Here is a 22415-nt window from a genome sequence, read left to right on the forward strand (position 1 = left end):
CCCTCAGACCATCAGTTCCTTGGTCGCCGACAGGGTGATCTCGGGGTGGTCGCGCACCACGCGGTCGATGTCCCACTGCATCCGCGTGAGGTAGACGAGGTCGCCGTCATTGTCGGCCGCCATGTGCTGCATGTTGCGCGCGGCGAAGGCCTCGACCGCGGGCTTGGCGCCCGACACCCAGCGGGCCGATGTGAACTGCGTCGATTCGAATCGCACCGGCAGGCCGTATTCCTGCTCGATCCGCGCGCCCAGCACCTCGAACTGCAGCGCGCCCACCACACCCACGATGAAGCCTGAGCCGATCTGCGGCTTGAACACCTTGGCGGCCCCTTCCTCGGCGAACTGCATCAGCGCCTTCTCGAGGTGCTTGGCCTTCATCGGGTCGCCCGCGCGCACGCCCTGCAGAAGCTCGGGGGCGAAGGACGGGATCCCCGTGACCTTCAGCGTCTCGCCCTCGGTCAGCGTGTCGCCGATCCGCAGCTGGCCATGGTTCGGGATGCCGATGATGTCGCCGGCCCAGGCTTCCTCGGCCAGTTCGCGGTCGGCGGCGAGGAACAGCACCGGCGCCGAGACGGTCATCGGCTTCTTGGTGCGGACGTGGGTCAGTTTCATCCCGCGCTCGAAATGGCCCGAGGCGAGCCGGACGAACGCGACGCGGTCGCGGTGCTTGGGATCCATGTTCGCCTGCACCTTGAAGACGAAGCCCGTGACCTTGCTTTCCTCGGGCGCGATCTCGCGCGGCTCGGCGCGGGCGGGCTGCGGCTCGGGCGCGTAGGCGCCGATGCCCTGCATCAGCTCCTTCACGCCGAAGGAATTGATGGCAGAGCCGAACCAGATGGGCGTCATGTGGCCCTCGAGAACCGCCTTCGGATCGAGCGCGGGCAGGAGCTCGCGCGCCATCTCGATCTCCTCGCGCAGCTGGTCGATGAGGTTCGCGGGCACGCACTCCGCAAGCTTCGGGTCGTCGAGGCCCGTGATCTTGATGCTTTCGGCCACGCGGTTGCGGTCGGCGCGGTCCATGATCTCGAGCCGGTCGTTCAGCATGTCGTAGGCGCCGACGAAGTCGCGGCCCATGCCGATCGGCCAGGAGGCGGGCGTCACGTCGATGGCGAGGTTTTCCTGGATCTCGTCGATGATGTCGAACGTGTCCCGGCTTTCCCGGTCCATCTTGTTGCAGAAGGTCAGGATCGGCAGGTCGCGCAGGCGGCAGACCTCGAACAGCTTCTGGGTCTGGCTCTCGACGCCCTTGGCGCCGTCGATGACCATGACCGCCGCGTCGACCGCGGTCAGCGTGCGGTAGGTGTCCTCGGAAAAGTCCGAGTGGCCGGGGGTGTCCACGAGGTTGAAGCGGAAGTCGCCGAAATCGAACGACATGGCCGAGGCCGAGACGGAGATCCCGCGCTCCTTCTCCATTGCCATGAAGTCCGAGCGCGTGCGGCGGGCTTCGCCCTTGGCGCGGACCTGGCCGGCCATCTGGATGGCGCCACCGAACAGCAGGAACTTTTCGGTCAGCGTGGTCTTGCCCGCATCCGGATGCGAGATGATGGCGAAGGTGCGGCGCCGGGCGATCTCGGGCGGCAGGGCGGGGCGGTTCGGGGCGGCCTGTTGCATGGCGCGCGATATAGCGGTGCGCCGGGCACGCCGCAATCGCCCGCGCGCGTCTCAGCCTCCGTCGAGCCAGCGCAGGATCTCGCCGCGGTTGCCGTCGAGCTCCGGAGCGGGTCCGCGCGCGGTCCGGTCCTCGGCATCGGACATCTTGATCGGGTTGCCCGCAGCCTTGAACGCCTGCCGCCCGTTCCGGTCGAGCACGTCCACCACCATGTTCCGCGCCACGATCTGCGGGTCCTTCATGACCTCGGCCACGTTCTGGATCGGCCCCGTCGGGATGCCCGCCGCCTGCAGCCGGGCGATCCAGTGCGCCCGCGTGTCGCCGAGCGTCACCGCCTCGATCAGCCGCTTGAGGAGCCGCGCATGTTCGACGCGCGCCGGATTCGTGGCAAAGCGCGGGTCGTCCGCCAGGGGCAGGTTCAGCGTGATGCAGAGCTTCTCGAAGAGGACATCGTTGCCGGCGGCGATCACGAAGAGCCCGTCCGAGGCGTGGAAGGTCTCGAACGGCGCGATCGAGGGGTGGCGCGCCCCGGTCGGCCCCGGCGGCTTGCCGGTGGCCGAGGTGATGGCGATGGCGTGTTCGAGGATCGCGAGCTGCGCGTCGAGCATGGCCACGTCGACCTTGCGCCCACGGCCGGTCCGCGCCCGGTCGACGAGGGCCGCCAGAACGCCCTGCGTCAGATACATGCCCGCGACGATGTCGCCGATCGACGCGCCGACCCGCACCGGGTCGCGCCCGTCCTCGCCGGTGATCGACATGACGCCGCCGCGCGCCTGCACCACCATGTCGTAGGCCGGCCGCCGCGCCTCGGGCCCGGTATGGCCGAAACCCGAGACCGCGCCGTAGATCAGGCCCGGATAGCGCGCATGCAGGCTGTCCCAGCCGTAGCCCAGCCGTTCCATCACCCCCGGGCGGAAGTTCTCGAGCAGCACGTCGGCCCGCTCCAGCAGGCGCTCGAAGATCGCGCGGTCGGCTTCGCCCTTGAGGTCGAGCGCGATCGACGCCTTGCCGTGGTTGATCGCGGCGAAATAGGCGCTCTTGCCCTTTGTGAAGGGGGGGAACGCGCGGGTGTCGTCGCCGGTCCCGGGTTTCTCGACCTTGATGATCCGCGCGCCGAGATCGCCGAGCGTCAAGGACGCGAACGGCCCCGCGAGCACGTGGGTGAGGTCTAGAACGACGAGGCCGGCGAGGGGCAGGGGCATCGGGTCCTCCGCTGCTTGGTCCTGAATCCTGCGCGATGGTGAACGCGGTTGCCCCCATGCGCGCAAGGCGCAATTCCGCAACGCGGCGATACCGGGCGGCGACCGCGTCATAGGTGCCGCGCCCGGCCGGCGCACACGCATGGCGGGACTGCCGGGGTGAGCGGCCGCGTCCCCTTTCCTTTGCCGCGCGTGCGTGCAATAGGGACGTGCCAAACGACGCTCCCACCCGAAAGGCGATTTCATGGAGATTCGCGAGGCGCTCACCTTCGACGACGTCCTGCTCGTACCGGCAGCCTCCAGCGTGCTGCCGTCCACCGCCGACACGCGCACGCGGGCGTCTCGGACCATCGACCTCAACATCCCGCTCATGTCCTCGGCCATGGACACGGTCACCGAGAGCCGCATGGCCATCACCATGGCGCAGGCGGGCGGCATCGGCGTGATCCACCGCAACCTGACCGTGGACGAACAGGCGCGGCAGGTCCGCCGGGTCAAGCGCTTCGAATCGGGCATCGTCTACAACCCGGTGACGCTGACGCCCGACCAGACCCTCGGTGACGCCAAGGCGCTGATCGAGCGCTACAATTTCACGGGCTTCCCGGTCGTCGACGAAAAGGGCCGCGTGGTGGGCATCGTGACGAACCGCGACATGCGCTTCGCCACCTCGGACGAGACGCCGGTGCGCGTCATGATGACCTCCGAGAATCTCGCCATCCTGCGCGAACCCGCCGACCGCGAAGAGGCCAAGAGCCTGATGAAGGCGCGGCGGATCGAGAAGCTGCTCGTGACCGACCGGGAGGGCCGGCTGACCGGGCTCCTGACGCTCAAGGACACCGAGAAGGCGGTCCTGAACCCGACCGCCTGCAAGGACGACCTCGGCCGGCTGCGCGTCGCCGCCGCCTCGACCGTGGGGGACGCGGGCTTCGAGCGGAGCGAGGCGCTGGTCGACGCGGGCGTCGACATGATCGTGATCGACACCGCGCACGGCCACAGCGACGGCGTCGCCAAGGCGGTCACCCGCGCCAAGCGGCTGTCGAACGAGGTGCAGGTGGTCGCGGGCAACGTTGCCACCGCCGAGGCGACCCGCGCGCTGATCGACGCGGGCGCGGACGCGGTAAAGGTCGGAATCGGCCCCGGCTCGATCTGCACCACGCGCATGGTCGCGGGCGTCGGCATGCCGCAGTTGACCGCCATCATGGACTGCGTCGCGGCCGCGGGCGACGTGCCGGTCATCGCCGACGGCGGCATTAAGTTCTCGGGCGACTTCGCGAAGGCCATCGCTGCCGGCGCGTCCTGCGCCATGGTGGGCTCGATGATCGCGGGCACCGACGAAAGCCCGGGCGAGGTCATCCTCTACCAGGGCCGGTCCTTCAAGGCCTATCGCGGCATGGGCTCGCTCGGCGCCATGGCGCGCGGGTCCGCCGACCGCTACTTCCAGAAGGACGCGGCCTCGGACAAGCTCGTGCCCGAGGGGATCGAGGGGCAGGTGCCCTACAAGGGGTCCGCCGGCGCGGTGATCCACCAGCTCGTGGGCGGCCTGCGCGCCGCCATGGGCTATACCGGCTGCGCGACCGTCGAGGAGATGCGCCGCAACTGCTCGTTCGTGCGCATCACCAATGCGGGCCTCCGCGAGAGCCACGTGCACGACGTCACGATCACGCGGGAAAGCCCGAACTACCGCATCGGCTGAACCCGGTCTCCGGAACGGAAACGACCCGCCGCGTCCATGCGCGGCGGGTCGACGTTTTTGGGGGAATGTCGCGCCGGGGCGCGATCAGCCCTCGTAGCGCTCCATGTTCTCGAGCTCTTCGCGCGTCATGTCGGTGTAGATGCGGACGTCGTCCCCTTCGGACGATTGCATGACCTGCATCTCGTCCAGATCGAGCGCGACCTGACGTTCGCCGAGGCCGAGGAAGCCGCCGACGCCCACGACGATGCGCTGGAGCCCGGTGCCTTCGTCGGTGATCAGCTCCTCGATGTCGCCGATCCGCTCGTTGTTCTCGCTCCAGAGCGCGCCGCCCTGCAGGCGGTCGTTCGAGATGTCGGCTGCCGGCACGGCCTCGTAGCCGTCGACCTGCAGGTCCGGACCGGTCGTCGTGCCGGCCGTCGCATCGGCGCTCTGCATGTCACCCGACTGCTCGGAGGTGTCGGTGCCCTCCGCGTCGTCGGCCATCTGCATGTCGCTCGACTGGGAGTCCCCGCCACCCGTCTCCGATGCCTGCATGTCGCCCGACTGCTCGCCGGACTGCGCCGCGTCGGTCTCGGCGTCCGCGCTCTGCATCTCGTCGGACTGGGCGTCCTGCGCGCCGGTCTCGGCCGACTGCATGTCGTCAGACTGGCTGTCCTGACCCTGCATGTTCTGCGCCTGGTCGTCCTGCTCACCCGACTGGGCGGTCTGGAACGTGACCTGCGGCTCGCCCGACTGGTTGAACTGGATCTGCGGCTCGCCCGTCATGCGGAACTCGACGTTCGGCTCGGACTGCTCGAAGTTCACGGTGGGCTCGCCGCCGCCTTCGATGGTCACGTTGCCGGACGTGGCCTCGCCGTCCTGCTCGTTCGAGGCCTGCTCGTAGGTCACCTGGGGGTCGGACCGCGTCACCTGCACCTGGGCGTCGTCGAGCGGCTGCAGCTCCTGCGCCTCGCCGGTCGAGTAGGTCGAGCCGGACTGTGCGTCCTCGACCTGCACGCCGCTGCCGGATGCGTCCGCGTTCTCGACCACGCGCAGATCGAGGTCCACCTGCGGCGGCGCCTGGCTCACGGTGATGTTCGGCTCGGACTGCTGGACCTCCACCTCGGGCTCGGCGTTGGCCACGTCGACATTCGGGTCCGGCATCGTGATGATGATCTCGGGCGCCGGCTGGTCGATGGTCACGGTGGGCTGCGCCATCTCCATGGTCACGGTCGCCTGCGGATGGCGCACGGTGATCTCGGGGCGGGGCTGCGACACGGTCACGTCGGGCTCGCCGCCGCGGACCGTCACGTTCGCCTGACCTTCCTCGACGTCCACCTGCGGGGATTCGCGCTCGAGGCGCACGACGCCCTCGACCACCCGTTCCTCGTCGATCTGGACCGTGGTCCGCTCGCGTTCGGCCACTTGGCCTTCCGCTTCGGCATCGGCTTCGGCCTGCGCGGCGTCGCCCGACATGTCGGTGTCGGCCTGCGCCTGCTCGATGGTCGTCAGGCGCGTTTCGCAGGCCTCGGCGTCGCCGTCTTCGACGACGGCGCGCAGGTCCTGCTCGGTCATCGACACGCCCTCGGGCAGACCGTCCTCGATCATCGCGGACAGGTCGTCGCAAGGTGTGTCGGATTGCTGGGCAAGTGCCGGTCCGGCAAATGCCGGAAGCGTCAGTGCCGAGGTCAGCAGAAGACCCTTGAGCGTCATGGTGCGGCTCCTTCGTCCATTTTGGTTACGCTCGGCCAACAAGGACAGACTGGCGATGTTCCGCCCATTCTTGCATGAAGGTCCAAAAAAGATTCTCGAAAAACCCGTGGTTTAGCCGCGCCAATGCGATATCGGGCCGCCGATGCACGGTGTCTGTGCGTCGAAAAACACGTGGCATTTCGCCGCGTTGGGGGGCGCAGCGCGGGGGCCGGAAAAGTTCCTTGGCCGATCGGCGCGAAGGTGCCGAAAAAATTCGCGGGACGGCACGCCCGGACCGGGATCCGGACGTGCGGGCGGCTCACGCAGCGGCGCGGTGGGCCTTGGTGAGAGCCTGATCGAGGTCGCGGATCAGGTCGTCGGCATCCTCGATCCCGATCGAGATGCGCACGACGTCGGGCGCGGCACCGGCCGCCTTCTGCTGTTCGGGGGTGAGCTGCCGGTGCGTGGTCGAGGCCGAATGGATGATGAGCGACCGCGTGTCGCCGAGATTGGCCACGTGGCTGAAGAGCTCGAGCCCGTCGACCAGCCGCACGCAGGCGTCGTACCCGCCCTTGAGCGTCACGGTGAAGAGCCCGCCCGCGCCCTTGGGGCAGATCCGCGCGACCCGGTCGTGCCACGGGGAGGAGGGAAGGCCCGCATAGGTCACCGCCGCCACGGCCTCGTGTCCCTCAAGCCAGGCCGCGATCTTCTCGGCGTTCTCCACGTGCTTGCGCATACGCAGCGACAGCGTCTCGATCCCCATGAGCGTGTAGTGCGCGGCCTGGGGGTTCAGCGTCATGCCGAGGTCGCGCAGACCGACCGCGATGCCGTGGAAGGTGAAGGCCAGCGGCCCGAACGTCTCGTGGAACTTGAGACCGTGATAGGCGGGCTCGGGCGCGCTGAGCGAGGGGAACTTGTCCGAGGCCGACCAGTCGAACGTGCCCGCATCGACCACGCAGCCGCCGGTGACGGTGCCGTTGCCGGTCAGGAACTTGGTCATCGAATGCACGACGAGCGTCGCGCCGTGCTCGATCGGGCGGCAGAGATACGGCGTGGCCGAGGTGTTGTCGACGATGAGCGGCAGGCCCGCCTCGGCGGCGACCTTCGCGGCCGCGTCCAGGTCGGTGACGTAGCCGCCCGGGTTCGCGATCGATTCGCAGAAGATCGCCCGCGTGTCCTCGTCGATGGCCGCCTTGACCGCGTCCATGTCGTCGAAGTCGACGAAGGTCGCGCGCCAGCCGAAACGGTGGATGGTGTTCGAGAACTGCGTGACCGACCCGCCGTAGAGCCGGGTCGAGACGACGATATTGCGCCCCGGTCCCATGAGCGGGAAGAGCGCCATGATCTGCGCCGCGTGCCCGGACGAGCAGCAGACCGCGCCGGCGCCGCCCTCGAGCGTCGCCATGCGCTCCTGCAGGACCGCCACGGTGGGGTTGGTGAGCCGCGAGTAGATGAAACCCACTTCCTGCAGGTTGAAAAGCGCCGCCGCGTGCTCGGCGTCGCGGAAGACGTAGGCGGTGGTCTGGTAGATCGGTGTCTGGCGCGCGCCGGTGGCCGGGTCGGGCCGGCTGCCGGCATGGATCTGCAACGTGTCGAAGCCGTAGCGCGGAGTATCGGTCATGCTGTCCTCCCTCGGGGTCCTGTCCGGGGCCGACGCTAGCCGCTGACGGCGGGGGCGTCCATCGCGGCCGTCAGCGCATCCAGAGTCCCTCGCGCTTCAGCCGATTGCGGATCGCCTGTTCCTTGCGCGGCAGCGCGTCACGGTCGAAAAGCGCGCGCGCCCTGGCCCCGCGGCCCTGGTACACCATGCGGCGCATCGGCTCGTGCGCCTTGAGGACCCGTTTCACCCGGTTGGGAGCGGCGATGCGTTCCAGCGTCTCGACCACGCGGTCGTCCTCGCGCGCGTAGAGAAGGGGCAGCGTGCGGTAATGGCAGGTGGTCCGCCCGTCGATCCAGCCCGGTTCGAGCGCGTCGCGCCCGCCGCCCAGCCCGTGGATCACGAGCGGCAGCGCCACCTGGTCGAGCCAGGGATCTAGACTCTGGCACACGAGCTCGGGCAGTGGATCGTCGCGGATCGAAAGCGCGGTCTCGAGAAAGAGCCGGCCGAAGTCCCGCGGGCTGCGATGGTAGAACGCTCCGGCGTTGAAGTAGAGGTAGCGCTGCCAGTACTCGTCGGGCCACGCGGGGTCGAGCGAGCTCTCGAAATCGAGCCCGAAGCGGTCGTAGAGCGCGCGCCAGATCTGCGTGTAGCCCGGCCCGTAGAGCTCGATCCGGGGCCAGGTCCCCTCGCGGCGCAGCGACGCGGACGGCCGGTCGAAATCGAAGGGCACGGCGTCGAGCGGCCCGGTGACCAGCGTGTCGGTGTCGAGGAACAGGAAGGGACGGCCTTCGGGCAGCGCCTGGAGCGCCTCGATCTTGTTTCCATAGGGATAGGCCGCGCCGAAATGCCTGCTGTCGAACGGCACGAAGGTGCCGCCCGCCTCCTCGATCAGCGCGCGCGGCTCGGGCGCCACGCGCGGGTCGTCGGGCCAGAGCGGCCCGGGCTGCGGTTCGGCGACGAGCAGCCGGACAGAGGACGACGTGCCGCTGTCGGCCAGGGACAGGGCAAGCAGCGCCGCCTCGTATTGCAGCCGCCCCGCCTGTGCCACGACGACGACATCGAAGCCGCCGTCGCGCGATGTGTCGGTCCCGGACATGTCCTCTCCCGCCGTACCCCGTGCCGCGCGCAGCCTAGCGCCGCGCGCGGGCGGGGGAAACGGCGGGCTGCGGGTCAGATCTCGATGGCGACCAGCACCTCGGGTTCGATCACGTCCACGCCGGGCAGACCCGCCGCAAGCTCTTCCGCCGACTGCGCGAGGGCAGGGAAGGTCTTGTAGTGGCAGGGAATCACGGTCTTGAAGTCGAAGAACGTCTTGGCCGCATAGGCCGCGCGGCGCATGTCCATCGTGTAATGGCCGCCCGCGCTCAGGATGCCGATGTCGGGCGCGTGCAGCGCGTTGAACACGCCCATGTCGGCCATCACGTCGGTATCGCCCGAGAAGTAGATCGTGTGGCCCTCGCCCTCGATCATGAAGCCCGCCTCGCTGCCCGCGACCCGCGGACCGCCGTCACGGAAGTCGAGCGACGAGGAATGCGTCGCGTGCACCATCGTCACCTTCACGTCGCCGAGCGCGATCGTGCCGCCCTTGTTGAAGCCCAGCGTCTGCACGCCGTCCTCCTCGCCGAGGATGTTGGCCAGTTCGTGGATCGCGTTGATCGGCGCGCCGGTCTCTCGCGCGATGGCCACGGCACCGCTGGCGTGGTCGCCATGCGCGTGGCTCAGCAGGATCTGCGTGGCGCCACGCAGGGCGTCGTCGCGGCGGTCCTCGGGAAAGACGGGGTTGCCCTCGATCCACGGGTCGACGAGCAGCACCTCGCCCGCGATCTCGATGCGGAAGGACCCGTGTCCGAGCCAGATGATCTTCATGCACATGCCTCCTTTTCGCTTCGGCAGTGCAGCCTAGGCCGAACGCGGGGCGGGTCTAGGGCACAGCGGCTTGCGGGCGGACGCGGGCGGGTTTAAACGCGGGGCCTGATACGAGAGACGGCTTGCACAGAGGTCACAGACATGTCCATCGACACCGCGACCGCCGCGCGGGTCGCCAAGCTCGCCCGGATCCGGGTGGACGACGACGCGCTCCCGGCCCTGGCCGGCGAATTCAACACCATTCTCGGGTTCATCGAGCAGCTGAGCGAGGTCGACGTCGACGGCGTCGAGCCCATGGTGTCGGTGACGCCGATGCGGCTCAAGCGGCGCGACGACACCGTGACGGATGGCGGCGACGCCGGGTCCGTCCTGTCGAACGCGCCCGATGCGCGCGAAGGTTTCTACGCGGTCCCGAAGGTGGTGGAATGAGCGATCTGACCTCGATGACGGTCGCCGCGGCCCGCGACGCACTGCGCGCGGGCAAGGTGACGAGCGCGGAACTGACCGAGGCGTGCCTTTCGGCGATCGAGGGTGCCTCGGCCCTGAACGCCTTCGTGCACCGCACGCCCGAGCGGGCGCAGGAGATGGCCGCCGAGGCGGACAAGCGCATCCGGTCGGGCGACGCTCCCGCGCTCTGCGGCATCCCGATGGGGATCAAGGACCTCTTCTGCACCAAGGGCGTGCCGAGCCAGGCTGCGAGCCGGATCCTCGAGAACTTCGTGCCGGAATACGAGTCGACCGTGACCCAGCAGCTCTTCGACGCGGGCGCGGTCATGCTGGGCAAGCTCAACATGGACGAGTTCGCCATGGGCTCGTCGAACGAGACCTCGGTCTACGGCAACGCGGTGAACCCCTGGCGGCGCGGCAACGAGGCGACCGAGCTGACCCCCGGCGGGTCGTCGGGCGGCTCCGCCTCGGCGGTCGCCGCGGGGCTGTGCCTTGCCGCGACGGGCACGGACACGGGCGGGTCGATCCGCCAGCCGGCCGCCTTTACCGGCATCACCGGCATCAAGCCGACCTACGGGCGCTGCTCGCGCTGGGGCATCGTCGCCTTCGCGTCGTCGCTCGACCAGGCGGGGCCGATGACGCGCGACGTGCGCGACGCGGCGATCGTGCTTCAGGCAATGTGCGGGCACGACCCCAAGGATTCGACCTCCGCCGACCTGCCGGTTCCGGATTTCGAGGCGATGCTGACCGGTGACATCCGCGGCAAGACCATCGGCATCCCGCGGGAATACCGCATGGACGGCATGCCCGAGGAGATCGAGGCGCTCTGGGCCGAGGGCCGGCGCATGCTCGAGGATGCGGGCGCGCGGATCGTGGACATCTCGCTGCCACACACGAAGTACGCGCTGCCCTGCTACTACGTGATCGCGCCCGCCGAGGCGTCCTCGAACCTCGCGCGCTATGATGGCGTCCGCTACGGCCACCGCGCCAAGCTCGCGCAGGGCGACGGCATCGTGGAGATGTACGAGAAGACGCGCGCCGAGGGGTTCGGCCCCGAGGTTCAACGCCGCGTGATGGTCGGAACCTACGTGCTGTCCGCCGGTTTCTATGACGCGTATTACAACCGGGCCCGCAAGGTGCGCACGCTGATCAAGAAGGACTTCGAGGACGCCTTCGCCGAGGGGGTCGACGCGATCCTCACGCCGGCGACGCCCTCTGCCGCGTTCGGGCTCGGCGAGATGACGGAGGCCGATCCGGTCGCCATGTATCTCAACGACGTGTTCACCGTCACGGTGAACCTTGCCGGACTGCCGGGGATCTCGGTGCCCGCCGGCCAGGACCGCAGCGGCCTGCCGCTCGGCCTGCAGCTCATCGGCCGGCCGTGGGAGGAGGGCGACCTCCTCAACACGGCATATGCACTCGAACGTGCGGCGGGTTTCACGGCCAGACCCGAGAAATGGTGGTAACGGCCGCCCGACCGGCGCCCGAGACGAGGTGAAAGCCGCATGCGTCCCTTCCTGATCACGACTGCTGTCGCGCTGGCGCTGGCCGCCTGCGCGCCGGTTCCCGACAGCAACCCCGAGGCGGGATTCGACGGGTACGACGCCTCGCGCCGCGCCGAGGTCGACGCCCAGCTGCAGGGCCGGACCGATCCCGGGACCGGGCGCATCGCGCCCGCGCCCGAGGTGAGCGGCTCGGCGATCGACGGCGGCGCCGGCGGTGACGACATCGCCGCGATGGCCGAGGCGGCATTGTCGCGGGGCCAGACCCAGGGAGGCGTCGACGCCTCGCCGGGCAATCCGCCGCCGCAGCAGACCACCACATCGTCCGGGGTCTTGACGGGCGGCACGCAGCCGCAGGCGGTGACGAACTCCGCCGGCATTTCGGTCGAGAACGATTTCGACGCGGTGTCCTCGGAACGCTCGATCGAGGCCGACGCGGCACGGCTGGCGCAGAACCGCGCCCAATACCAGGTGGCCCGGCCCGAGGCGCTGCCGACCCGGTCGGGATCGTCGGTCAACGTGGTGCAATACGCGCTGCAGACCTCCCACGGCGTGGGCCAGCCGATGCACAGCCGCGGACCCTTTTCCTCGAAGGCCAAGGAACAGCGCAACTGCGCGCGATACCCGTCCGCCGACGCGGCGCAGGAGGCCTTTCTCGAGGCCGGCGGCCCGGAGCGTGACCGCGAGGGGCTCGACGCCGACGGCGACGGCTTCGCCTGCGGCTGGAACCCCGCCGTCTACCGCCAGGCCCGCGGCAACTGACCCCGGTCCGCTGGCCGAGCACCAATTTCGGGCCGCGCCGCGACGGGGCGCGGCCCGACCACGTGGTCATCCACTACACCGCGATGAAAAGCGCCGAGCGGGCGCGCGACTGGCTCTGTGACGGCGCGAGCGGCGTCTCGGCGCATTACGTGATCTCCGAGACGGGGTGCCTCTGGCAACTCGTCGACGAGGAGATGCGCGCGTGGCACGCGGGCGCGGGCCGCTGGGGCGGCATCGTCGACATGAACTCGCGCTCGATCGGCATCGAGCTTGCCAATGACGGGGCCGAACCCTTCTCGGAGCCGCAGATGGACGCGCTCGAACGGCTCCTTTCCGGCATTCTCGAGCGCTGGCGCATCGCGCCGGAACGGGTCATCGGGCATTCCGACATGGCGCTCGGGCGCAAGATCGATCCGGGACCCCGGTTCGACTGGCGCCGGCTTGCCCGACGGGGCCTGTCGATCTGGCCCGAGCCGCGGCAGCCCGGCGATTTCTTCGCCGATGCCGCGCGTTTCGGCTACGCGGCCGATCCCGACCTCAGGGAGGCGCTGCTGCAGGCCTTCCGCGACCGGTTCCGGCCCGGCGCCGCGGGGCCCTGCGGCCCGGCCGATGCCGCCCTCATGGCCGATCTCGCCGCGCGCTGGCCCGCCGCGGATCAGCCGACCTCGTAGGGCAGGACGCCCCGGCGGTCGGGCCGGATCGTCAGCCGGCGCTCGAGCGGCGGGACCGAGCGCTGGTGGCAATCCGCCCGGTCGCAGATCCGGCACGAGATGCCGATCGGCTCGAACGCCCCGTCGCGCCCGAGGTCGAGCCCGTCGGCATAGACCAGCGCCCCCGCATGCGCGATCTCGCAGCCGAGCGCGATGGCGTAACGCCGCCGCGGCGCGCCGAACTGCCCGCCGGGTTTCGAGACGTCGCGCGCGAGGCTGATGTAGCGCACGCCGTCCGGCGTCTCGGCCAGCTGGCGCAGGAACTGGCCCGGCGTCTCGAACGCGCGGTGCACGTTCCAGAGCGGGCAGGCGCCGCCGAACCGGGCGAATTGCAGCCGCGTGGCCGAATGACGCTTGGTGATCGTGCCGGCCTGGTCGACGCGCACGAAGAAGAACGGCACGCCCTTGGCGCCGGGGCGCTGCAGTGTCGACAGTCGATGCGCCACCTGTTCGATCGACGCGCCGAAGCGCAGCGCCAGAAGCTCGAGATCGTGCCGCGTCTCCTGCGCCGCGGCGAGGAACCGCCGGTAGGGCATCATCGCGGCCCCGGCAAAATAGTTGGCGAGCCCGATCTTGGCGATGGCGCGCGCCGCGTCGGACTGGAACCGGGCAAGGTCGAGCGTCGCCTCCAGCAGCGCGTCATGTTCAAGGAGCGCCACCTGCAGCATCAGCTGGAAGGTCTGCGTCTCGACCGCGCTCAGCGCCGACAGCCAGAGCGTGCCGGTCGCCGCGTCGAAGCGACGCAGCGCGCTGTCCTCGGCCAGCCGCACCTCGATGCCGCGCGCGGCGAGCCGCGCCACCGTCGCCGTCCGCAGGTCGCCCGGCGCATCGGCCTTGAGCCCCGCGCGTTCCGCCGCGCGATCCACCGCGTCGATGTAATTGTCGCAATAATGGAAGAAGTCGCGCACCTCCTCCCACGGGCTGGGCTGGAGAGGCGCGCCTTCGCGCCCGAGCGCATCGTCGAGCGAGGCGAGGCGCTCGTGCGACTGGCGGTAAGCGCGGTGCAGCTCGAGAAAGGCGCGCACGAAGGCCGGCGCGTTCGAGGCTGCGAGCCGCAGATCCGCGAGCGGCGGCGCCTCGGAGAACACGGTGTCGGTCAGCGCCTCGCGCAGGTCCGCCACCAGCCGCTCGGTGTCGCCGTGGCCGAGCTCGGTCACGTCGAAGCCGAATTCCTGCGCGAGCGACAGAAGGACCGTCGACGACACCGGCCGGTTGTTGTTCTCCATCTGGTTCAGGTACGGCAGCGAAATCCCGAGCTTGGTCGCGAAATCCTTCTGCGTCAGCGACAGCCGGCCGCGCAGGTCGCGCAGCTTGGCACCGGCATAGAGTTTCTGGACGGGCATGGCGGCATCGCTTTGCAGATCAAGTCACGTGACTTTGCAAAACCTGCCGGTGCGCCGCAAGGGCGCTCAGAGCGCGTCCTTGCGGGCCAGTTCGCCCTCGCGCCGGATGACAATGCCGATCGCCACCACGCCGCAGATGCCGGTCAGCAACTGGATCCACAGAAGCGGCCAGGCGCCGGTGCCCGGTTGCAGCAGCAGACCCGCCAGCGCCGAGAGGGCCGCGCCGCCGCTGATCATGATGGCGCCCGACAGCCCCGAGGCGGTGCCGGCCAGGCGCGGGCGCACCGACAGCGCACCGGCGGTGGCGTTGGGGATGGTCATGCCGTTGCCGACCCCCACGAAGCACATGAAGCCGAAGAAGCTCAGCGCCGTCCCGAGACCGGCGGCGAAGACCAGCATGGACGCGGCGACGCCGGCCGCGTTGATGAAGGCGCCGATCAGGACCATGCGGTTGACCCCGACCCGCGCCGAGAAGCGGCCGGAGACGAAATTGCCGATCAGGTAGCCGATCGCCGGCGCCCCGAAATAGAGCCCGAGCTCCGCCGGTTCGAGCGCGAAGACCACCGAGCCCACGAAGGGCGCGCCGCCCAGGTAGGAAAAGAACGCACCCGACGAGAACGCCGCCGCCAGCGCGTAGCCCCAGAACCGCGGCGACCGCAGGAGCTCGGGATACTCGCTGAACTGCTCGCGCAGGGTCAGGCCCGAGGGCTGCGCGGTCTCGCCGAGATCCCGCCAGGTCAGCCAGTAGAGCGCGATCCCGAGAAGAAGGAGCAGCCAGAAATTGGCCTTCCATCCGAAGACCTCGTCGAGAACGCCACCGATCGCCGGGCCGATCATCGGCACCACCGCCATGCCCATGGTCACGTAGCCGATCATCGACGCGGCCTGGTCCTGCGGGACGATATCCCGCACCACCGCGCGCGACAGGACCAGCGCGGTGACGATCGTGGCCTGCGTCATGCGGAAGGCGAGGAAGACCCAGATGTCCTGCGCGATCAGGCAGCCGATGGTGGCCAGCACGAAACACGCGATGCCGCCCAGGATCACCGGCCTGCGGCCGAGCTTGTCCGAGATCGGGCCCACGAAGATCTGCAGGACCGCGTTCACCCCGAGATAGACGGCGACCGACAGCTGCACGAGCCGGTACTCGGTGTCGAAATAGGCCACCATGGCCGGGAGGCTTGGCAGGAAGATGTTCATCGCGAGCGCCGAGAGGCCCGAGAGCATGATCAGCGTGACGATGTGCGGCGGGGTGGCGCGGTCGAGGAACCGCGCGGCGTGTGGGCTCTGCATGACGCAAGGTGGTAGGTCGCGCACCGGGGATTGTCCATCTGGGCGGGCGCGCGGGACATGTGCTTTGCGAGTTTGCGTATATGCGGCACGTTCCTTTCCATGCTTTGCAAATTTGCGCAATTCCCGTTGAGACCGGGGATCGGCGCTGTATGGTCGCGGCGCGGCCGGAACAGGGAGCAGGCGACATGAAGGACATTCTGCAGGTGCTCGAGGACCGTCGCGCCGAGGCGCGGCTCGGCGGCGGCGAGACCCGGATCGCGGCGCAGCACGCCAAGGGCAAACTGACCGCGCGCGAGCGGGTCGAACTGCTGCTCGACGAGGGCTCCTTCGAGGAGTTCGACATGTTCGTCGCGCACCGCTGCACCGATTTCGGCATGGACGAGACGCGCCCCTACGGCGACGGCGTCATCACCGGCTGGGGCACGATCAACGGACGGCTGGTCTACGTCTTCAGCCAGGACTTCACCGTCTTCGGCGGCTCGCTGTCCGAGACGCATTCCAACAAGATCTGCAAGATCATGGACATGGCGATGCAGAACGGCGCGCCGGTGATCGGGCTCAACGATTCGGGCGGCGCGCGCATCCAGGAGGGCGTCTCGAGCCTCGCGGGATATGCCGAGGTGTTCCAGCGCAACGTGCTGGCCTCGGGCGTGATCCCCCAGATCAGCGTCATCATGGGTCCCTGCGCGGGCGGGGCGGTCTATTCGCCGGCGATGACCGACTTCATCTTCATGGTGAAGGATTCCTCCTACATGTTCGTGACCGGCCCCGACGTGGTGAAGACGGTGACGAACGAGGTCGTGACGGCCGAGGAGCTCGGCGGCGCCAGCACCCACACGCGCAAGTCCTCCGTCGCCGACGCGGCCTTCGAGAACGACGTGGAGGCGCTGGCCGAGGTGCGCCGCCTCGTCGATTTCCTGCCGCTCTCGAACCGCGAGAAGCCGCCGGTGCGGCCGTTCTTCGACGAGCCCGGCCGGGTCGAGCCCTCGCTCGACACGCTGGTGCCCGAGAACGCCAACACCCCTTACGACATGAAGGAGCTGATCCTGAAGGTCGCGGACGAGGGCGATTTCTACGAGATCCAGGAAAACTTCGCCAAGAACATCATCACCGGCTTCATCCGTCTCGAGGGCCAGACCGTGGGCGTGGTGGCGAACCAGCCGATGGTCCTGGCAGGCTGCCTCGACATCGATTCGAGCCGGAAGGCCGCGCGCTTCGTGCGGTTCTGCGACTGCTTCGAGATCCCGATCCTGACCTTCGTGGACGTGCCGGGCTTCCTGCCGGGGACGACGCAGGAATATGGCGGCGTCATCAAGCACGGGGCAAAGCTGCTTTACGCCTATGCCGAGGCGACGGTGCCGAAGGTCACGGTCATCACCCGCAAGGCCTATGGCGGCGCCTACGTGGTGATGGCATCCAAGCACCTGCGCGGCGACTTCAACTATGCCTGGCCCACTTCCGAGGTCGCCGTGATGGGGGCCAAGGGCGCGACGGAGATCCTCTACCGCTCCGAGCTGAACGATCCCGAGAAGATCGCGGCGCGCACCAAGGAATACGAGGACCGCTTCGCCAACCCCTTCGTCGCCGCCGAGAAGGGCTTCATCGACGAGGTGATCCAACCGCGGTCGACCCGGCGCCGCGTCGCGCGGGCCTTTGCCGCGCTGCGCGGCAAGAAGCTGTCGAACCCGTGGAAGAAGCACGACAACATCCCGCTGTGACCATGGACGCGCCACTCTCTCCGCCGCCCCGCCGCCACGGCTGGTTCACCGCCCGGCAGGGGGCGCGCATCGTGCATGCGCGCCACTGGCCGCCGCGGTTCGACGTGTCGGCCACGGCGCGGCTGCCGCACGCGAATCTCCACAGGCTCGCCCGCGCGGTGCGCCAGGATCTGTGGCGCAAGCTGCAAGGCTTGCGCGGGTTCTCACCTGTGGTAGAAATCGAACGGCAAGGTGACGATCTGAGCATTCGCGCCGGTGGGCGCCTGCACGACAGGCAGTTTCCGCCTGACGTGGAGGAGCGGATCCGGGACCTGCTGCACTCGGCCGACGCCCGCGCACGATGGCTGTCGTGGGCTCAAGACGATCGGACGCGGACATGACACGCAGGTCCGTCACGACTTTCAGAGTTGCGGGCTGGTCCCGCGCCAGTGCAGCCCCGGCGGGAGGAGCTCCGAAAGGGGGCCGGGGCTGCCGCAAGAGGACGGGACCGATCCGCCTGTCCGTCGCGGCGTTGGCTGCCGTGCTTCCGATGCCGGCTTCCGCGCAGGACGCGACCGTGGCGCTGCCGGGCGGGCAGCCGGCATCGATTCTCGAGACATTGGCGGAGGAGGGCGGCGTCTACCGCCTGCGCCTGGTGGTGCCGGCGCTCGCCGATCTCGTCGGCGCACCCGCCGACCTGTCCGCGGCCATGGACATGGCCTGCACCGACATCGCGCTGCCGGCGCTTGCCGACGCGGCGCCCGCGCCGGCGCGCATCGTCGTCAGCATGTCTGAAATTCCAACCGAATTCGGGATCGCCAACCCGGGCGTGCTGCAGGTTTTCGAGGCCTACACCGTCGACGGCGACCGCTGCATCTGGGAGCCGTTCTGATGGCCGCACAACATTTTGGAGCCGAACCGGTCGCTCGGCGGAAGATTGCGACTTTCCAGACACAGGGAAAGTCAGTGCTGGGGGCCGGATACCCATGGCTAAAAAATTCATTTAACTTGGGGGGTGGTCGCAAATTCGTGACTACTACATCGGGAGAGAGGCAGTCGGCGCCCGGGGTGTCCGGCTGCGTCTTGAACACATACAGGAGAACTAGATGTCCAAGAGCATCAAACTGGTCGCCATGCTGGGTTTCGTTGCCGCCGTTTCCGCTTGCGGCCAGCAGGAAGAAGAAGAAGTTGTCGTGGTCCAGCCGCCGGTCACGACCGAGCCGGTCTACACGGGCAAGTACAAGTGATCTGATCTCGGGACGGACCGTCCTTCGGTCCGTTCCGCCTTCGGGCGCGCCGCGGCGCTTCGTGCAGCTGGAGCGCGCCCGATGATCAAGCACCGCGGCTTTCCCGGGCGCCTGCCCGGATCGGATTTCCAGTTCACCATCCGACGCGCGAACCCGCGGGGCGTCACGCCGATCGTACGGCGTGACAGATATGCCGACCGCAAACCCGCGGACCGGCGCGCGGACCTCCACTTCATGGCGGCGCTCTGGCACCATTTCGGCACCGAGCCCTTCGCCCGCGGCAACCTCGATGCCGGCCGGCTGTCCTGGCTCTTCGGCCGCGAGGTGCTGCCCTACGACGATCCTTTCGATCCCGAGGACTACGACGCGCAGCTCGTGATCGACGAGCGGGCCGCCCGCATGGCCTTTCCCGAGGCGTTCGATCCGGAGTTCTGGGCGTGATTCTGCCTATTCCGGTTCCCCGTGCGCAGGAAGGAGCCGAAACCCGCGCACGTTGCATTCTCCGCTTGGCGGCATCGGAAACGGTTGCAATGGTTTCGGTGTCCCGAACAGGGTCACATACGACGTGTCACGGCCCGTCCTTGGCGCGTATTCACCGTAACCCTTCCCCTTCCGGGCGGCTTGGCGTTTCCCCTGACCGGCCGCCCGTTTTTTCCCGACAGCCCGGCAGTCTCCCGCCTCACACTGGGCGGCTTCCCGCTCAAGTTCCGGTGAACAGGGGGTTTTCACGGAACGACGTTCGACGGAAAAGCGTTCCCGGCGCGTATACACCAGACGCCAATCCGGAACGAAGGGAGTTCTTCCAATGCGCAAATTTGCACTCGTCGCCGCCGTCCTCAGCCTTGGTGGCGTTGCCGCCTGCGAAAGCAGCGACCTGCCGCGTGCGGGCGTCGGCGCCGGCGCCGGCTACCTCATCGACCGCGCTGCGGGCGGTGACGGCGTCACCGGCGCCGCGATCGGTGCGGCTGGCGGCGTCGTCTGCGACGACGTCACCCCGGGCCTCTGCAACTGAGGGCGACATCCACCGCGCCGCGGCCCTGAGGGCCGTCGGCACGGACAGAGACGAGGCCACCGGAGCTGCCAGCTCCGGTGGCCTTTTTCGTGCGGACATGGCGCGCAAGACGCCACCACAAGCAAAGGGACGTCCATGTTCAAGAAGATCCTGATCGCCAACCGGGGTGAGATCGCCTGCCGGGTCATCAAGACCGCGCGCCGCATGGGCATCGCGACGGTGGCGGTGTATTCCGATGCCGACAGGAACGCGCTGCACGTCGCCATGGCGGACGAGGCGATCCATATCGGCCCGGCGCCCGCGAACCAGTCCTACATCGTCATCGACAGGGTGATGGAGGCGATCCGCCAGAGCGGCGCCGAGGCAGTGCATCCCGGCTACGGCTTCCTGTCCGAGAACCCGAAATTCGCCGCCGCGCTCGAGGAGGCCGGCGTCGCGTTCATCGGTCCGCCGGTCAGGGCGATCGAGGCGATGGGCGACAAGATCACGTCGAAGAAGATCGCGCAGGATGCCGGCGTCTCGACCGTGCCCGGCTACATGGGCCTGATCGGGGATGCCGACGAGGCGGTGCGCATCTCGACCGAGATCGGCTACCCGGTCATGATCAAGGCCAGCGCCGGCGGGGGCGGCAAGGGCATGCGGATCGCCTGGGACGACGCGCAGGCGCGCGAGGGATTCCAGTCGTCCAGGAACGAGGCCGCGTCGAGCTTCGGCGACGACCGCATCTTCATCGAGAAGTTCGTGACCCAGCCGCGCCACATCGAGATCCAGGTGCTGGCGGACACTCACGGCAACGCGGTCTACCTGCACGAGCGCGAATGCTCGATCCAGCGGCGGAACCAGAAGGTGGTGGAGGAGGCGCCGTCGCCTTTGCTCGATCCCGAGACGCGAGCGGCAATGGGCGACCAGGCCGTCGCGCTGGCCAAGGCCGTGGGCTACGCGAGCGCGGGGACCGTCGAATTCATCGTGGACGGCGACCGGAACTTCTATTTCCTCGAGATGAACACGCGCCTGCAGGTGGAACACCCGGTGACCGAGCTCATCACCGGCGTCGACCTCGTCGAGCAGATGATCCGTGTCGCCGCGGGCGAGACGCTGCCCTTCGCGCAAGGCGACCTCAAGATCGGTGGCTGGGCGATCGAGAACCGCCTCTATGCCGAGGACCCTTACCGCAACTTCCTGCCCTCGATCGGACGGCTGACGCGCTACCGGCCGCCGGCCGAGGTGGCCGCGGGCCCGCTGTCCGATGCCGGCAAGTGGCACGAGGCCGGGATCCCGGAGGGCGAGGCCGCGGTGCGCAACGATACCGGCGTCTACGAGGGCGGCGAGATCAGCATGTACTACGACCCCATGATCGCCAAGCTCTGCACCTGGGGCCCGACGCGCGAGGCGGCGCTGGCGCGCATGCGTGTCGCGCTCGACGCCTTCGAGGTCGAGGGGATCGGGCACAACCTGCCGTTCCTTTCGGCGGTGATGGACCATCCGCGCTTCGTCGCGGGAGACATGACCACCGCCTTCATCGCCGAGGAGTATCCCGACGGGTTCGAGGGCGTCTCGCTCGACGACGCGGCCCTGCGGCGGATCGCGGCGGCCGCCGCGGCGATGAACCGGGTGGCCGAGATCCGGCGCGCGCGCATCTCGGGGACGCTCGACAACCACGAGCGCCGGGTGGGCGAACACTGGAACGTGGCCCTGCAGGGAACGGATTACGACCTGAGCGTGGCCGCGGACCGGGAGGGCGCGACCGTGCGCTTCGCCGACGGCCTGTCGCACCGGGTAACCGGCGCCTGGACGCCGGGCGAGACGCTGGCGCGGATGCAGGTGGACGGCGCCGACCTGGTGCTCAAGGTCGGCAAGATCTCGGGCGGCTTCCGCCTGCGGTCGCGGGGCGCGGACCTGAAGGTGCATGTGCGCAGCCCGCGCCAGGCCGAGCTCGCCCGCCTCATGCCGGAAAAGGCGCCGCCCGACACCTCGAAGATGCTGCTTTGCCCGATGCCGGGTCTCGTGGTGAAGCTGCACGTGGGCGAGGGCGACGAGGTGCAGGAGGGCCAGGCGCTGGCCACCGTCGAGGCCATGAAGATGGAGAACATCCTGCGCGCCGAGCGCCGGTCTACCGTGACCAGGATGCACGCCGCCGAGGGCGACAGCCTTGCCGTCGACGACGTGATCATGGAATTCGAGTGACGCGGATGATCCGGTCGGCGGCATCGCGGGCGGACGGACGTGCGGGGCTGGCGGCTTACGGCTGCCCCTCGGCCCGCCGGTCGCGCACTTCCTGCTGGCGGACCGGCAGCTTGTCGATCGAGCGGCTGAGTTCGCGCACGTCCCACGGGAAGGGCTTGCGCAGGACCGTGCTGCCATCCTTGGCGATCAGCACCAGCATGAAGCCGCGCGGGCGCAGGGCCTGCCGGATCGCCGAGCGGTCCCCGGGGCTCGTGTCGGTCAGCACCACCACGTCGCGGTCGCGCAGCGCGTCGGCGCGGTCGGTGATGTACTGCATCTGCTGCACGTATCGCGGATCGGCGGGGTTGTCGGCAAAGACCACGACCGGACGCCTGACCCAGAGATACTCGTCGAGCGTCCGGCCCTCCGCCGGCACGATCAGGTCGTCGGCCCCCGGTCCGTCCGCGGCTAGGACCGGCGCGGCCAGCAGGGTGGCGGCAAGCGCCGCGATGCGTCCCATCCGTGTCATGCATGGCAATATAGGCGCGACCTTGCCCGATGGGTATGACAACGCCGGGCAAGCGCACGAAAATTTTAGTGT

21 protein-coding genes are annotated in these 22415 nt (G+C 69.0%); 12 read left to right on the forward strand and 9 right to left on the reverse strand.

Going from position 1 to position 22415, the window contains the following annotated elements:
* Positions 1-3 precede the first annotated feature (3 nt).
* Together RISW2_RS07765 and RISW2_RS07770 are read right to left on the reverse strand one after the other, a co-directional pair.
* Positions 4-1611, reverse strand: coding sequence for a peptide chain release factor 3 (locus RISW2_RS07765; protein WP_043768772.1), 1608 nt, complete (start codon positions 1609-1611; stop codon positions 4-6).
* A 51-nt stretch (positions 1612-1662) separates the two neighbouring features.
* The gene (locus RISW2_RS07770) at positions 1663-2811 is read right to left on the reverse strand and encodes a CaiB/BaiF CoA transferase family protein (protein WP_043768773.1); all 1149 of its coding nucleotides are present in this window, start codon (positions 2809-2811) and stop codon (positions 1663-1665) included.
* A gap of 241 nt (positions 2812-3052) precedes the next feature.
* On the opposite strand from RISW2_RS07770, the gene guaB reads away from it, so the two are divergent.
* Entirely contained in the window at positions 3053-4501 is a 1449-nt protein-coding gene (guaB, locus tag RISW2_RS07775) for an IMP dehydrogenase (protein ID WP_043768776.1), read from the forward strand.
* An 84-nt stretch (positions 4502-4585) separates the two neighbouring features.
* Here guaB and RISW2_RS07780 read toward each other — a convergent pair whose 3' ends face one another.
* From RISW2_RS07780 to RISW2_RS07795, 4 genes are all read right to left on the reverse strand, one after another.
* Positions 4586-6193, reverse strand: a complete 1608-nt coding sequence (locus RISW2_RS07780; RefSeq protein WP_043768778.1) for a PRC-barrel domain-containing protein — start codon at positions 6191-6193, stop codon at positions 4586-4588.
* Between the two features lie 298 nt (positions 6194-6491).
* Positions 6492-7793, reverse strand: a complete 1302-nt coding sequence (locus RISW2_RS07785; RefSeq protein ID WP_043768780.1) for an O-acetylhomoserine aminocarboxypropyltransferase/cysteine synthase family protein — start codon at positions 7791-7793, stop codon at positions 6492-6494.
* A gap of 70 nt (positions 7794-7863) precedes the next feature.
* Entirely contained in the window at positions 7864-8868 is a 1005-nt protein-coding gene (locus tag RISW2_RS07790; protein ID WP_043768782.1) for a hypothetical protein, read from the reverse strand.
* Positions 8869-8942: 74 nt separating this feature from the next.
* Positions 8943-9638: a metal-dependent hydrolase gene (locus RISW2_RS07795; RefSeq protein WP_043768784.1), complete on the reverse strand. Its 696-nt coding sequence runs from the start codon at positions 9636-9638 to the stop codon at positions 8943-8945.
* 141 nt (positions 9639-9779) lie between these two features.
* Here RISW2_RS07795 and gatC point away from each other — a divergent pair, with 141 nt between their 5' ends.
* From gatC to RISW2_RS07815, 4 genes are read left to right on the forward strand one after another with little or no spacing between them, the layout of a single operon-like run.
* A complete protein-coding gene (gene gatC, locus RISW2_RS07800) occupies positions 9780-10067 on the forward strand; it encodes an Asp-tRNA(Asn)/Glu-tRNA(Gln) amidotransferase subunit GatC (RefSeq protein WP_043768787.1) in 288 nt (95 codons plus the stop codon).
* Positions 10064-11551, forward strand: coding sequence for an Asp-tRNA(Asn)/Glu-tRNA(Gln) amidotransferase subunit GatA (gene gatA, locus RISW2_RS07805; protein WP_043768789.1), 1488 nt, complete (start codon positions 10064-10066; stop codon positions 11549-11551). Before gatC ends, gatA begins: the two co-directional genes overlap by 4 nt.
* A gap of 39 nt (positions 11552-11590) precedes the next feature.
* Positions 11591-12349, forward strand: a complete 759-nt coding sequence (locus RISW2_RS07810; RefSeq protein ID WP_043768791.1) for a hypothetical protein — start codon at positions 11591-11593, stop codon at positions 12347-12349.
* On the forward strand, positions 12310-13020 hold the full coding sequence (locus RISW2_RS07815; protein ID WP_084615287.1) for an N-acetylmuramoyl-L-alanine amidase: 711 nt from the start codon (positions 12310-12312) through the stop codon (positions 13018-13020). Before RISW2_RS07810 ends, RISW2_RS07815 begins: the two co-directional genes overlap by 40 nt.
* Here the strand turns inward: RISW2_RS07815 and RISW2_RS07820 are convergent.
* Complete coding sequence (locus RISW2_RS07820) at positions 13005-14402, reverse strand: helix-turn-helix domain-containing protein (protein WP_043768793.1); 1398 nt, start codon at positions 14400-14402, stop codon at positions 13005-13007. The genes RISW2_RS07815 and RISW2_RS07820 overlap by 16 nt on opposite strands.
* Before the next feature lie 66 nt (positions 14403-14468).
* Positions 14469-15695 (reverse strand): multidrug effflux MFS transporter, encoded by a 1227-nt coding sequence (locus RISW2_RS07825; protein WP_043768796.1) that lies wholly within the window; start codon positions 15693-15695, stop codon positions 14469-14471.
* A gap of 185 nt (positions 15696-15880) precedes the next feature.
* Here RISW2_RS07825 and RISW2_RS07830 point away from each other — a divergent pair, with 185 nt between their 5' ends.
* From RISW2_RS07830 to RISW2_RS07855, 7 genes are all read left to right on the forward strand, one after another.
* Complete coding sequence (locus RISW2_RS07830; protein ID WP_043768799.1) at positions 15881-17413, forward strand: acyl-CoA carboxylase subunit beta; 1533 nt, start codon at positions 15881-15883, stop codon at positions 17411-17413.
* Positions 17410-17793 (forward strand): hypothetical protein, encoded by a 384-nt coding sequence (locus RISW2_RS07835; RefSeq protein ID WP_425277787.1) that lies wholly within the window; start codon positions 17410-17412, stop codon positions 17791-17793. Before RISW2_RS07830 ends, RISW2_RS07835 begins: the two co-directional genes overlap by 4 nt.
* Positions 17794-17942: 149 nt before the next feature.
* The gene (locus tag RISW2_RS07840) at positions 17943-18284 is read left to right on the forward strand and encodes a DUF6497 family protein (RefSeq protein WP_084615290.1); all 342 of its coding nucleotides are present in this window, start codon (positions 17943-17945) and stop codon (positions 18282-18284) included.
* Positions 18285-18498: 214 nt separating this feature from the next.
* On the forward strand, positions 18499-18639 hold the full coding sequence (locus RISW2_RS25375; protein WP_164490720.1) for a hypothetical protein: 141 nt from the start codon (positions 18499-18501) through the stop codon (positions 18637-18639).
* Between the two features lie 81 nt (positions 18640-18720).
* Positions 18721-19080 carry a hypothetical protein gene (locus RISW2_RS07845; protein WP_043768803.1) on the forward strand — a complete coding sequence of 120 codons (360 nt, stop codon included), beginning with the start codon at positions 18721-18723 and terminating at the stop codon, positions 19078-19080.
* A 364-nt stretch (positions 19081-19444) separates the two neighbouring features.
* A complete protein-coding gene (locus tag RISW2_RS07850) occupies positions 19445-19651 on the forward strand; it encodes a hypothetical protein (protein WP_043768805.1) in 207 nt (68 codons plus the stop codon).
* Positions 19652-19786: 135 nt separating this feature from the next.
* On the forward strand, positions 19787-21835 hold the full coding sequence (locus RISW2_RS07855) for an acetyl-CoA carboxylase biotin carboxylase subunit (RefSeq protein WP_043768807.1): 2049 nt from the start codon (positions 19787-19789) through the stop codon (positions 21833-21835).
* Positions 21836-21890: 55 nt separating this feature from the next.
* Here the strand turns inward: RISW2_RS07855 and RISW2_RS07860 are convergent, their stop codons facing one another.
* The gene (locus RISW2_RS07860; protein WP_043768810.1) at positions 21891-22343 is read right to left on the reverse strand and encodes a DUF4174 domain-containing protein; all 453 of its coding nucleotides are present in this window, start codon (positions 22341-22343) and stop codon (positions 21891-21893) included.
* Between the last annotated feature and the right edge of the window lie 72 nt (positions 22344-22415).

The sequence above is a fragment of the Roseivivax isoporae LMG 25204 genome (assembly GCF_000521865.1).
Classification (GTDB): Bacteria; Pseudomonadota; Alphaproteobacteria; order Rhodobacterales; family Rhodobacteraceae; genus Roseivivax; species Roseivivax isoporae.